At 73.1% G+C, this 12497-nt stretch carries 11 protein-coding genes; 2 read left to right on the top strand and 9 right to left on the bottom strand.

Annotated elements, in window-relative coordinates; translation table 11 throughout:
- Nucleotides 1–2: 2 nt before the first annotated feature.
- The 3 genes from VFE82_RS02590 to hpaR are packed head-to-tail and all read right to left on the bottom strand — an operon-like array spanning nucleotide 3 to nucleotide 1866.
- On the bottom strand, nucleotides 3–749 hold the full coding sequence (locus VFE82_RS02590; protein ID WP_324998674.1) for a fumarylacetoacetate hydrolase family protein: 747 nt from the start codon (nucleotides 747–749) through the stop codon (nucleotides 3–5).
- Nucleotides 746–1357: a fumarylacetoacetate hydrolase family protein gene (locus VFE82_RS02585; protein ID WP_324998673.1), complete on the bottom strand. Its 612-nt coding sequence runs from the start codon at nucleotides 1355–1357 to the stop codon at nucleotides 746–748. The genes VFE82_RS02590 and VFE82_RS02585 overlap by 4 nt, the downstream gene beginning before the upstream one ends.
- On the bottom strand, nucleotides 1354–1866 hold the full coding sequence (hpaR, locus tag VFE82_RS02580) for a homoprotocatechuate degradation operon regulator HpaR (RefSeq protein WP_414708712.1): 513 nt from the start codon (nucleotides 1864–1866) through the stop codon (nucleotides 1354–1356). The genes VFE82_RS02585 and hpaR overlap by 4 nt, the downstream gene beginning before the upstream one ends.
- Nucleotides 1867–2059: 193 nt before the next feature.
- Between hpaR and radA the strand changes: the two genes are divergently transcribed.
- Nucleotides 2060–3436 carry a DNA repair protein RadA gene (gene radA, locus VFE82_RS02575; RefSeq protein WP_324998672.1) on the top strand — a complete coding sequence of 459 codons (1377 nt, stop codon included), beginning with the start codon at nucleotides 2060–2062 and terminating at the stop codon, nucleotides 3434–3436.
- Nucleotides 3437–3771: 335 nt separating this feature from the next.
- Here the strand turns inward: radA and VFE82_RS02570 are convergent, their stop codons facing one another.
- From VFE82_RS02570 to VFE82_RS02555, 4 genes are read right to left on the bottom strand one after another with little or no spacing between them, the layout of a single operon-like run.
- A complete protein-coding gene (locus tag VFE82_RS02570; protein WP_324998671.1) occupies nucleotides 3772–4881 on the bottom strand; it encodes a hypothetical protein in 1110 nt (369 codons plus the stop codon).
- Nucleotides 4882–4897: 16 nt separating this feature from the next.
- Nucleotides 4898–6316, bottom strand: a complete 1419-nt coding sequence (locus tag VFE82_RS02565; RefSeq protein WP_324998670.1) for an NAD(P)/FAD-dependent oxidoreductase — start codon at nucleotides 6314–6316, stop codon at nucleotides 4898–4900.
- On the bottom strand, nucleotides 6313–7311 hold the full coding sequence (locus VFE82_RS02560; RefSeq protein WP_324998669.1) for a lysylphosphatidylglycerol synthase transmembrane domain-containing protein: 999 nt from the start codon (nucleotides 7309–7311) through the stop codon (nucleotides 6313–6315). Before VFE82_RS02560 ends, VFE82_RS02565 begins: the two co-directional genes overlap by 4 nt.
- On the bottom strand, nucleotides 7308–8402 hold the full coding sequence (locus VFE82_RS02555) for a glycosyltransferase family 2 protein (RefSeq protein ID WP_324998668.1): 1095 nt from the start codon (nucleotides 8400–8402) through the stop codon (nucleotides 7308–7310). The genes VFE82_RS02560 and VFE82_RS02555 overlap by 4 nt, the downstream gene beginning before the upstream one ends.
- 336 nt (nucleotides 8403–8738) lie before the next feature.
- Here VFE82_RS02555 and VFE82_RS02550 point away from each other — a divergent pair, with 336 nt between their 5' ends.
- Nucleotides 8739–10439, top strand: a complete 1701-nt coding sequence (locus VFE82_RS02550) for a hypothetical protein (RefSeq protein WP_324998666.1) — start codon at nucleotides 8739–8741, stop codon at nucleotides 10437–10439.
- On the opposite strand, the gene serA is transcribed toward VFE82_RS02550, so the two are convergent.
- Both serA and VFE82_RS02540 read right to left on the bottom strand, forming a co-directional pair.
- A complete protein-coding gene (gene serA, locus VFE82_RS02545; protein WP_324998665.1) occupies nucleotides 10433–11668 on the bottom strand; it encodes a phosphoglycerate dehydrogenase in 1236 nt (411 codons plus the stop codon). The genes VFE82_RS02550 and serA overlap by 7 nt on opposite strands.
- Before the next feature lie 40 nt (nucleotides 11669–11708).
- Nucleotides 11709–12401 (bottom strand): phospholipase, encoded by a 693-nt coding sequence (locus VFE82_RS02540; RefSeq protein WP_324998664.1) that lies wholly within the window; start codon nucleotides 12399–12401, stop codon nucleotides 11709–11711.
- Between the last annotated feature and the right edge of the window lie 96 nt (nucleotides 12402–12497).

Here is a 12497-nt window from a genome sequence, read left to right as displayed (position 1 = left end):
TGCTACTCGATGGTGTTGACGAGGGCGCCCAGGCCCTCGATCTCGGTGACGACGACATCGCCGGGCCGGCAGTCGACCACGCCATCCGGCGTGCCGGTGAGGATCAGGTCGCCGGGCTGCAGCGTCATGAAGCTGCTGAAGTACTCGACCAGGAACGGCACGTCGAAGATCATGTCCCGCGTGTGGCCCCGCTGGGTGACCCGGCCATTGACGGTGGTCTGCAGCGCCAGCGCCATCGGGTCGGGCACGTCGTCGCGGTCGACCAGGAAGGGACCCAGCGGCGTCGCGCCGTCGCGGTTCTTCACGCGCAGGTTCGGCCGGTACCAGTTCTCCAGGTAGTCGCGGATGGCGTAGTCGTTGGCCACGGTGTAGCCGGCGATGAAGTCGAACGCGTCGGCGCGGCGCACGCGGCGCGCGGTGCGGCCGATCACCACGGTCAGTTCGCACTCGTAGTGCATGAAGTCGACCCCGGGCGGCCGCCGGGTGCACTGCCGGTGGCCGGTGAGCGCGCGTTCCCCCTTGAGGAACGCCAGCGGTTCGTCGGGCGCCTTGAACGCCAGTTCCCTGGCGTGGTCGGCATAGTTCAGGCCCAGGGCCAGGATGGTGCGCGGCCGTGCCACCGGCTCCAGCGGCGGCAGCCAGGCCACGGCGTCGGCGTCGACCAGGACGCCGGTCTCCAGCAGCAGGCGGCCGTCGCGCTCGGCGGCGCGCACCGCGCGGCCCTCATGGATCACACGGGCGTGCTTCATGCGGCCTCCGCGACCAGTGTCTGGACGAGGCTGCCGAGCGCGGCGCAGTGCAACGCGATGCGCTGGCCGACCCTGGCCCGCGGCAGCGGCGCATCGTTGCCCAGCAGCAGCACGTCGCCGTCGCCCAGGGTCATGAACTCGCCGACATCGGCCAGCAGCCGGGCCGGCGGCCGGACCAGGGCATCGAACCGCACGGTCTGGCGCAGCTCGCCGTCGATGCGGACCTCGATCGCCAGGGCCTCCGGGTCGGTCGCCGGCACCAGGGCGCCCAGGCCCAGGAATCCGTCGAGGCAGCGGAACCGCACCGGCGGGCGGAAGTAGCTGGCGTGCGGCAGCGACAGGTCGCTGGCCAGCACGCAGCCGCGGACGCTGCCGCCGGCGCCGAGCACCAGCCCCACCGTCGCGCCGACCTCCACCTCGGGCGCGTGCGCCGGCAGCGCGATCGCCGCGCCGTCACCGCTGAAGGTGTTGGCGGTCTTGACGTACAGCACCGGCGCTGCCGGTGGCGCCCGGTAGGGCGGCTCGTGCATGCGCGGCGCCAGCGCCTCGACTTCGCGGCGGAAGTTCAGCAGGGTGCCGTACACCGTGCCGGAAGGTGAATGGCTCATGCGTCCGCCCGCGCGCTGTCGGCGGTGGGCCGGGGACGGTGGCGGTGCTTGACCACGGGTTGCTCCAGTTCGATCAGTTCGTCCAGCAGGGCGTACAGCTGGGCCAGCTTGGCCTTGCCAAGCGCCTGTTCCATCCATTGGTAGTGCGCCTCGACCGTGCTGGACAGCCGTGCCACCAGCGCCAGCCCGCGGGCCGTGGCCTCGACCACCGTGCGGCGCTGGTCGGCCGCATCGCGCGCGCGGCGCACCAGCCCGTCGCGTTCCATCCGCGCCAGCACGCCGGTGAGGCTGGGGCCGAGGATGTAGGCCTCGCGTGCCACCTGGCCGGTGTCGGCCGTCCCGTGTTCGCCCAGCACCCGCAACACGCGCCACTGCTGGTCCGACAGCCCGTGCTCGCGCAGCCAGGGACGGTTGTGCGCCATCACGGCTTCGCGCGCCTGCAGCAGCAGGCGGGGCAGGTTGCGGTGCTTGAACGGGGTGGTCACGTGCTCGTTCCGATTGTTTAACATGTTAAATGACCACCCCGCGCCGTCAACGCGGGTGAACCCGGAGGGGCCCGGTGGCGTCGGCTGCGCCCGCGCCACCAACCGGTAGTGTTCGATCCGGCCGCGCAGCCGCGGCTGCAGGTCCCGAGCCTGTCCTGCACCGTCCGACCCTGCCAGCGGGCCAGGTCCGCGCGGGGGCTGGCCTACACTGCCCCGCGTGGCCAAAGACAAGACGACCTACAGCTGCACCGAGTGCGGCGGCACCACGCCGAAGTGGCAGGGCAAATGCCCCAGCTGCGGCGCCTGGAACACCCTGATCGAGACCGTCGCCGACACTCCCGCCGCGCAGCGGCACCGGTTCGCGGCCCTGGCGCCGACCGCCGCCCTGGCGGTGCTCGCCGACATCGAGGCCGCCGACGTGGCGCGCACGCCCACCGGCATCGGCGAGCTCGACCGCGTGCTGGGCGGCGGCATCGTCGAAGGGGGCGTGGTGCTGATCGGGGGCGATCCGGGCATCGGCAAGTCCACCCTCCTGCTGCAGGCCCTCGACGGCCTGCAGCGCGCCGAGGTGCCCACGCTCTACGTCACCGGCGAGGAGTCGGGCGCCCAGGTGGCGCTGCGCTCGCGCCGGCTGGGCCTGGACAACTCGCAGGTGCGCGTGCTGGCCGAGATCCAGCTGGAGAAGATCCTGGCGACGCTGACGTCGGCCAAGCCGGCCGTCGCCGTGATCGACTCGATCCAGACGGTGTACTCGGACCAGCTCACCTCGGCGCCGGGGTCGGTGGCCCAGGTGCGCGAGTGCGCGGCCCACCTCACCCGCGCGGCCAAGGCGACCGGGACCAGCATCGTGCTGGTCGGCCACGTCACCAAGGAGGGCGCCCTGGCCGGCCCGCGCGTGCTCGAGCACATGGTCGACACCGTGCTGTACTTCGAGGGCGACACGCATTCCAGCTTCCGGCTGGTGCGCGCGATCAAGAACCGCTTCGGCGCGGTCAACGAGATCGGCGTGTTCGCGATGACCGAGAAGGGGCTCAAGGGCGTGGCCAATCCGAGCGCCATCTTCCTGTCGCAACACGCGGAGCCGGTGCCCGGCAGCTGCGTGCTGGTGACGCTGGAGGGCACGCGGCCGATGCTGGTCGAGATCCAGGCACTGGTCGACAGCGGCGGGCCCAGTCCGCGCCGCCTGTCGGTCGGCCTGGAGCGCGACCGGCTGGCCATGCTGCTGGCGGTGCTGCACCGCCACGCGGGCGTGGCCTGCATGGACCAGGACGTGTTCGTGAACGCGGTCGGCGGCGTGCGCATCAGCGAGCCGGCGGCCGACCTCGCCGTCATGCTGGCGATCACCTCGTCGCTGCGGGGCAAGCCCTTGCCCAAGGGCTTCATCGCCTTCGGCGAGGTCGGGCTGGCCGGCGAGGTGCGGCCTGCACCCCGCGGGCAGGAGCGGCTGCGCGAGGCGGCCAAGCTCGGGTTCTCGGTCGCGGTGGTGCCCCGGGCGAACGCGCCGAAGAAGGGCAGCCGCGACATCGAGGGGCTGACGATCCACCCGGTCGACCGCATCGAGGAGGCGATGGAGGTGGTGCGCTCGCTGGCCTGAGGGCGCGCCGTGCCGGCGCGGCGGCTCACTGCGCGTGCGGCCGCGGCGGCGACGACCAGTGGGCCGGCGCCCGGCGGACGCCGGCCGGCCGATCGGGCCGGCTGCGCGCCAGTGCCAATGCCTCGGCGGGCTCACCGGCACTGGCGGCGTCGCGCGGCGGCGCCGGCGTCCCGTCGGGCAGCGGCGCGCGCGCGGGCTGCGTTCGGGCGGCCGCAGGCGCCTGGGCCGCGGTGCCTGCAGACGGCGTCGGCGCATGAGACCGTGCGACCAGCAGGCAGGCGGCGAAGAACGACCAGGCCAGCAGCTTGCCGGATCTCATCCCGTGCGCCGCCGCGTCAGCGCACCAGGCGCCCGATCGCGTCCTGGAGGAAGTCGCCGCGCCGCACCCGGGGGCTCAGCCGCGCCGCGTTCGCCGCCATCTGCTGGTACCCCTGGTTGTCCAGCCAGTCGGGAATGGCGTCCATCTCGCGCAGGTCGCCGATCAGCACCCCGACGCCGCGGCCCAGCACCAGCGGCGCGATCGCCGCCTCCTTCCAGACGATCACCGGCAGGCCGAGCGACAGGTAGAGCGACAGCTTGTGCGGGTTGTTGTAGCGCATGTACTGCCCGTAGTTGCCCTGGCAGCCGTCGATCGACTGGCCGTCCCAGATCAGCCCGAAGTGGTAGCGCCCGTCCAGCGCCGGCTGGTCCGGATCGAACACGCCCTTGTAGCGCGGCCCGGGGTGCCGCAGCCGCTCGGGCTCGAAGAAGGCGCCGAACAGCGACAGCTCCACCTGCCGCAGCTGCGCGAGCCGCTCGTCGTAGACATAGCTGGCCTTCGGGTAGGACAGGTTGCCCGCGCACACCACCTTGAGCGGCGTCGTCAGGCGGGTCTCGTGCCAGGTCGGGCCGGGCGGGCTGCAGTAGTCGAACAGGTTGAGGTTGACCACCTTGGCGCCCACGCCCTGGCCGCGCAGCCACTCGGTCATGGTGGCGTTGTGCGACACCAGCCCGTCGAACAGCCGCAGGATGGCGATCTCGCGCTCGGGGGGCGATTCCTCGTGGCGCAGCGAATCCAGGTCGTGGATCAGCGCGAACAGCCGGGCTCCGCGCACACGGCAGAACATGTGCAGCAGGTAGGCGCGCTTGCGCTGGTCGAACGGGTATTCGATGACCACATGGCCGCCGCGGTCCACCAGGCGGTCCAGCTGGCCCAGGAAATCCAGCCAGTGCACCGGGTTCGCCCCGTCGGGCAGTTCCACATGGGCGTAGCCGGCTCCGCGCAGCAGGTGCAGCACGTCCATCCGGGCCTTGGTCCAGGCCGTCTTCTGCTGGGGCACGACCGTGGTGACCAGCACCCCGCCCGCCCGGCGGGCCACCGGCGTGCCGGGGCCGGCCTCGGCCGGGGTCGATGGGGCGGGTGGCGCGGAATCGATCTCCTCGCGCGGTGCGTAGCTCGTGTACATCAGGGAACCTCGGTGTTCAACGTTGTCGCAGGCCGGCGCCGGCCTCGACGGGGGATGGCTGCCACGGGGGCGGGGGCGCCTGCACGGCGCTGCGCTCGCGCCCGGGCTGGCCGGCGCCGCCGGTCAGTCCCGCGGCGAGCACCCGCCCCATGTCGCGGCCCTGGCGGATCGCGTAGTTGGTGCCGCGGTCCTCGGGGTAGATCTGCGCCATCGTCGCCAGGTGCACGCCCGGCACGCCGGTGCGGGTGGGCGGGATCAACCGCGAATAGCCGCGCTCGACGATCGGCTGCGAGTGCGTCGCGCGCCACACGTGCGCGCCCAGCACGTGCTGCCGGTCCAGGTCCGGGAACATCCGCTGCAGGTGCGACAGGGTGTACGCCACCACCTCGGCATCGGACATCCGGAACAGCGCATCCGTCTCGGGCAGGTACTTCGACAGGTAGACCACGTGCCGGCCGGCGTAGGTGGACGCCGGCTCGAAGTTGGTGTGCTCGATCACGCCGACGAAGGGGAAGCCGGGGTCGTTCACGTTGAGCCAGTAGGTCTGCGACAGGCTGCGATCCAGCTCGAGCACGATGCAGACGTTGGCCAGGTAGCGGATGCGGCGCAGGCGCGCCTGCTCCTCGGGCGTGACGTGCGGCGCCAGCAGGTCGGCGGCGATCGGCAGCGGCGTGGTGAGCACCACTGCATCGGCCGGCACCACGCCGTCGGCCGTCGCCACCCCGGTGACCCGGCCTGCGGCCACCTGCAGGCCGGTGGCGGCGGTGCCGGTGCGGACCTCGCCGCCGGCCGCCTCGACGGCGCGCGCCATGGCCTCGGCCAGCGCGGCGAAACCGCCGCGGTAGTAGGCCAGCTGCTCCTGTCCACCCTTGCCGCGGCTGCCGCCGCGCAGCTTGAGCTTGTTCCAGAACCACACGGCCGAGACATCGTCGGCGACCTCGCCGAACTTGCCGCGCAGCAGCGGCTCCCACACGACCCGGTAGACCTCGTCGCCGCCGAGCTCGCGCAGCCACTCGGCGGCCGTGCGGTCCTCCAGCGCCATCCAGTCGCGCACGCGGCGCGCGCGCAGGGCGAGCAGTCCGAGGCGCACCCGGTCGGGCAGCCGCAGCGGCGTGAAGCGCAGCACGTCGGCCGGCGTCGACAGCTTGAGGAACCGATTGGCGAAGTACATCCCGGTGCGGGTGGGCCGCGCCACGATCCGGTCGCTGGTGCCCAGGTCGCGGGCCAGCTCGATCACGTGGGTGTCGTTGGTGAACCAGTGGTGGTAGAACTTCTCCAGGCGCTCGCCGCCGACCGGGAAGCTGCCGGCCAGCCCGCCGACCTCCTCGTCGGCCTCGAGCACCACGGCGCGGATGCCGCGCCGCCCCAGCTCGAAGGCGGCGGCCAGGCCGCAGAAGCCGCCGCCGACGATCGCCACGGTGGACGGGGCGCTCATGTCAGCGCTCCTTCGCTGGCGCGCGCACGGGCGCGGATCGCATCGCGGCCGCCGTGCAGCACCAGCAGCACCAGGCCGAGCGCCGTCACCGGCGCCCACAGGATCGCGTGGACCGACAGCGAGATCGCGGTGGCCGCCGCCCGGTCCAGGCCGAAGGCGGAGAACCCCAGCATCGTGAAGTAGTCGAAGGTGCCGACGTAGCCGGGCGTGCTGGGCAGCAGCGTCGCCAGCGTGCCGGTCGTCATCGCGAACCAGCCGGCCGCGGCCGGCGTGCCCGGCGCCAGTTCGGCGGCGACGGCCGCGAACACCGCGCCTTCCAGCAACCAGATCAGTGCGGTCATCGGCAGCAGCAGCGCGGCGCGCCGGGGCGAGCGCAGCAGGGAAAAGCTGGCCAGCAGGTCCGTCGCGATCCGTCCCGTCCTGGCCTTCCAGCCGGTGCCCTCGGACGTCGGCCCGGCCAGCCGGCGCGCGACGGCGGGACCGGCCAGGGGCAGCAGCACCAGCGCGCCCACGGCCGCGGCGGCCAGCGCCTGGGCGGTCGCCGCCAGGCCGGGCGGCAGCCCGCCGCCGCGCACCAGGGACGCGCCCGCGAAGAACAGGACGAGCAGCATCGCCAGGTCCAGCAACCGCTCCAGCAGCACCGAGCCGAGCAGCGTCGCCGGCGGCAGCCGCAGGGCGTCGCGGAAGGCAAAGGCGCGCACGGCATCGCCGGCGCGCAGCGGCAGCACGTTGTTCAGCGCGATGCTGGCCAGGAACGGCGTCGCGCAATCGCGCCAGCGCAGCCGCGGCTCGAACGCCAGCAGCATCCACCACCAGCGCGCCACCCGCAGCGCATAGCCGGCGGCCAGCAGTGCCAGCGCGAGCAGCAGGCCCGGCGCCGTCATCCGCGACCAGGCCAGCAGCAGGGCGGGCAGGTCGACGCCCGACAGCAGCAGGCGCAGCGCGAACAGCGAAACGAGGACCGAAACGACCAGCTTCACCCGCGCCGCCGTCATGCCGCCTCCCGGTCGTAGGCCATGGCCGGGCTGGCGGGCTGCCGCGGCGGGTGGGTGATGGCCTCGGGCGTGCGGATCGCGTGGGCCAGCGCGCACGGCGGCGACGCGCTCGGCTCGAAGCCCAGCTGCTCCCTGACGAGGTACAGCGGGCGCCGCTTCACCTCGCCGTAGATCCGGCCGACGTACTCGCCCACCACGCCCATGAACATCAGCTGGACGCCGCCGACGAACATCACGGCAATGAACAGCAGCGTCCAGCCTTCGACCCAGTTCTGGGTGGCCAGCCGCAGCGCGAGCGCGTACGCCACGCCCAGCATGGCCAGCACGGCGGCGCAGAAGCCGACGTAGATCGCCAGGCGCAGCGGAGCAGTCGAAAACGAGAGGATCCCGTCGGCCGCGAAGCGCAGCATCTTCCTGACCGGGTACTTGGTGCTGCCCGCGAAGCGGGCGGCGCGGCGGTAGGCCACGGCCTCCTGGCGGAACCCGGCCCACGCCACCATGCCGCGCACGAAGCGGTCGCGCTCGGGCATGGCCTGGAACGCTTCGACCGCCGTGCGGTCGAGCAGCCGGAAGTCGCCCGTGTCCAGCGGGATCACCGTGTCGGACAGCCGGTTGATGGTGCGGTAGAACAGCTTGGCGGTCCACAGCTTGAAGGCCGACTCGCCCTCGCGTTCGGTCCGCACCCCGTACGCCACGTCGACGCCATGCCGCCAGCGATCGAGCATCTGCAGGATCACCTCGGGCGGGTCCTGCAGATCGGCGTCGATCACGCAGACGGCGTCGCCGGCGGCGTGGTCCAGGCCCGCGGTGACGGCGAACTGGTGGCCGAAGTTGCGCGAGAAGGAGACCACCCGCACCCGCCGATCGAGCTGCTGCAACTCGCGCAGCACGGGCAACGTGCGGTCACGGCTGCCGTCGTCGACGTAGATGATCTCCAGCTGGATCGAGGGCTCGTGCTCGAACGTCTCGGTCAGGCGGCGATGCGTCTCGTGCAGCACCTCCTGCTCGTTGAAGCAGGGCACGACGACCGACAGCAGGATCTTCTGCCAGCGTGGGCCGCGCGGCTCGGCCAGGGGATTGGAAGGGGGCATCGGCAGCACCAAGGTCGACGGATGACGTCCATCATTGATGGCGCCATCCCGGCCGGAGTGTCGGCCTGTAATGCCTCGACGCGGTGCACGGCCGTCACCATTCCTCTGGCGGCGCGAGCTGCCCGGGCCACCCGGGCCGGCGGTGCTGCCAACAACCGTTACACCATGGCCATTGACGCCGCCTGCGCCGACTGTCCCGCAGATCCGGCACGGCTGTGGTTCACGCTGGCCCGTGCCGGCGCGCATCGACCACGCCGGACACACCCGGGCACGCCGCATGCCAAGGCCCGGTGCCGGCTGCCCGGCCCCCGCCGTTCCGGAAGAAGGAGATCCTCCGTGCTGTCCTGGCCCCGCCACGTCCACCCGGGTGGACCGCTCGCCCATGCCGTGCGGACCGCGAGCGTCGCTCCCGTGGACGCCGCCTTCCTCGTGGCCAGCCTGGTGGCCGTAGTGGCGGTGCGCCTGCAGCTGCTGTGGGCCGCGCCGTTCCCGATCAACGACGGCGCGCTGTTCCTGGTCTTCGTCCAGGCGACCGCGCACACGTTCCCCGGCCTGCCGGCGACCGTGGACTACAACGGCGCCGCCATCCCGTTCGCCTACCCGCCGCTGGCGTTCTGGCTGGCCGCCGGCGCCGTCCGGCTGGGCCTGTCGCCGCTGGCCGTCGTGCAGGTCGCGCCGGTGTTCATGAACATCGCGTACGTGCTGCTGTTCGCCCTACTGCTGCTGCGCACCGGCCACGCGCGCCTGTTCACTGCGCTGGCGGTGCTGATCGCCGGCATGACGTTCCGCTCCTACGAATGGCTGGTCATGGGCGGCGGGCTCAGTCGCGGGCTGGGCAGCGTGCTGCTGCTGCTGACCTTGCTGGCCCTGCTGCCGCCCGGGCTGTGGCGCGACGGCCGGTGGTCGTGGCGCCGCCTCGTCGCCGGTGGTGCGTGCCTGGGTGGCACCGTCCTGTCGCACCTGGAATGGGGGCTGCTGTGCACCGTCTGCGCGCTGCTCTGCCTGGCGATGGCGCGCCGGCGCCTGGGCGCCTGGCTGGCCGGCGCGTTCGTCCTCGGTGCCGTGTCGCTGCTGGTGGTGCTGCCGTGGCTGGTGGCCGTGCTGCACGAACACGGCCTCGCCCCGTTCGCGGCGGCCTCCAGGACAGGATCCTGGCGTCCTTCGGTGCTGGCGGAGGGCGCGCGCATGCTGCTGCGCAATTCGGCCCAGCTGCTGCCGTTCGTGGTGGTGGGGGCCGTGCTCGCGGCCCGCAGCCGCGACGTGTTCTGGCTGGTGTTCGCGGTCCTGCCGGCGCTGCTCATCCCGCGCAGCGGCGAGACGCCGCTGGTGCTGGGCATCGGGGTGCTGGCCGCCACCGGGCTGATCGGCGTGGTCGCCGCGGCCGCGCGCTGGCGCAGCCGACTCGGGTGGCCGACCGCGATCGCGCTGGTGCTGACGGGCGTGGGACTGACTGCGGCGCGCGTGGGCGACACGTTCCGGCGCGACGAGCTCTTCGCGCCGCTGTCGCCCGAGGTGCGCAGCGCCATGGCCTGGGTCGCGGCGCAGCACCCGGGGCGCCGCTTCACGCTCGTGCGCGAGGCGCCGTGGTACTACAACGCCAGCGCCGAGTGGTTCCCCGTGCTGGCGCACGCGGTGAACAACTCCACCGCGCAGGGGCGCGAGTGGCTGCCGGACGACGTCTTCGGCCAGACCTATGCCGCGATCGACGACCTCAATGCCAGCACCACCTGCGAAGCCCTGCTCGAGAGCGTGCGCGCCTTCGGGCCGGCCGACTTCGTCTGGGTCGAAGGGGTGGACCTGGCGGCCCGCGCGGCCGCGCTGGAGGCGCTCTACGCCAGGCGCTCGGTGGCCGAACGGGCCGCCGCGGCCTGGCGGCGCATGCGTGGCGAGCCCGCGCCGGACCCGCGACGCGGCAAGGCGGGCGCGCTGCGCGGCCCCGGCACCGCGGGCGGCTGCTTCGATGCGGCGGGCTGGCGGGAGGTGCTGGCCAATCCCCGGGTCCGCATCTTCCAGCCGCCGGGCGCCGCCGCTCAATAGAGCATGCGGCAGCGGATCGTGCCCGGGATGCCGCAGAGCTCCTCGAGCGCGACGCGGCTGGCCGTCGTGTCCACGTCGATCACGACGTAACCGACCTCCTCGTTGGTGCGCAGGTACTGGGCGGCGATGTTGATCCCGGCCGCGGAGAAGCGTTCGTTGACCCTGGCGATCATGCCGGGCACGTTGCGGTGGATGTGCAGCAGCCGGCACCGCCCGGTGTGGGCCGGCAGCGCCACCTCGGGGAAGTTCACCGCCGACACGGTGGACCCGTTGTCCGAGTAGCGCACCAGCTTCTCGGCCACCTCGCGGCCGATGTTCTCCTGCGCTTCGGCGGTGGAGCCGCCGATGTGCGGCGTGAGCAGGACGTTGTCGAACCCGATCAGCGGGGACTCGAAGCGGGTGTCGTTGCCCTGCGGCTCGACCGGGAAGACGTCGATGGCGGCGCCGGCGAGATGGCCCCGCTCCAGTGCCGCGGCCAGCGCAGGCACGTCGACCACGGTGCCGCGCGACGCATTGATCAGGTGGCTGCCGCGCTTCATGCGCGCCAGCTGCGCGGCGCCGATCATGTCCCGGGTCTCGGGCGTCTCGGGCACGTGCAGCGTGACCACGTCGGCGCACTCCAGCAGGGCGTCCAGCGAACGCAGCTGGCGGGCGTTGCCCAGCGGCAGGCGCGCTTCGATGTCGACGAACACGACCTGCATGGCCAGGTTCTCGGCCAGCAGGCCGATCTGGGTGCCGATGTGGCCGTAACCGACGATGCCCAGCGTCTTGCCGCGCACCTCGTGCGCGCCGGCGGCCGACTTCACCCAGCCATTGCGGTGCAGGACCGCGTTCTTCTGCGGGATGCCGCGCATCAGCATCACGATCTCGGCCAGCACCAGCTCCGCCACGCTGCGGGTGTTGGAGAACGGCGCGTTGAACACCGGGATGCCGCGTCGCATGGCCGCTTGCAGGTCGATCTGGTTGGTGCCGATGCAGAAGGCGCCGATCGCCGTGAGCTTGGAGGCGCGCTCGAGCACGGCCTCGGTCAGCTGCGTGCGCGACCGGATGCCGACGAAGTGCGCGTCGGCGATCGCCGCCACCAGCTCGTCGCCTTCCAGCGCCTTCGGGTACGTGGCGACCTGCGTGTAGCCGCTGGCGGCCAGCGACTCGACGGCCGAGGGATGGATGCCCTCGAGGAGCGCGAACTTGATGCGCTCCTTGGGGACGGACAGGCGGGGTTCGGGCACGGGGGGATCTCCGGGGATGGGTTGGGGCGCCGACAGGAAGTCAGGAGGCGAGGATCCATTGGCAGGCGCGCTCGGCAATGGCTGGCGGGATCTCGTGGCCGCCGACGAACTCATCGTAGCGGACCTCGAAGCCGGCACGCTCGAGCGCCGGCACGATGCGCCGGCTGCAGCGCGCGATCGGCAGCACGGTGTCGGCCGTGCCGTGCGCGACGTACATGCGCGCGCGGCCGGTGGCCGGACCGGGTGGCACGAAGCCGGGGGAGAGCGCGGCCAGGGACGCGAACACGTCGCCGTTGGCGATCGCCAGCGCCAGCGCATGCGAGGCGCCGTCCGAGAAGCCCGCGACCGCCAGCCGCCGCGGCGCGACCACGAAGCGGTCGAAGGCCCAGCGCAATGCGTGGGCGACCGTCTCGATGTCGGGCCCCGGGCGGCCGAGCACCGTGTCCCAGGTGAAGTCGCGCGAGGGCGGTGCGACCAGCACCAGCGGTGCGGCGGCGGCCGAAGGCTCCAGGTAGTCCAGCGCCTGTCCGGGCTCCCCGCCGCTGCCGTGCAGCACCACGGCCAGCGCCACCGGCTGGTTGCTGGGCAGCGCGCGGGGCACGCGCGCCAGGGCCGGTCGGCGCCACGGCGCACCCGGCGGCGGCTCGATCCGGTGCAGGCCCGGGCCGGCCGCTCCCGCCAGGGCGGGATGCTGCGAGGGCCGCACCGGCAGCCGCATCGGGACGGCGGTCATGCCGCGCCCCTTCCGGCGGGATGCACCGACGGCCAGCCGCGCCGGCCGCCCACGCTGCTGCGCGCACGCCCGTCGGCTGCACGCGGCGACGCGCCG

Source organism: Ramlibacter sp. (genome assembly GCF_035655895.1).
Lineage (GTDB): Bacteria > Pseudomonadota > Gammaproteobacteria > Burkholderiales > Burkholderiaceae_C > Ramlibacter.
The sequence above is the reverse complement of the archived record's forward strand: the minus strand, read 5'-3'. Positions and strand labels throughout refer to the sequence as shown.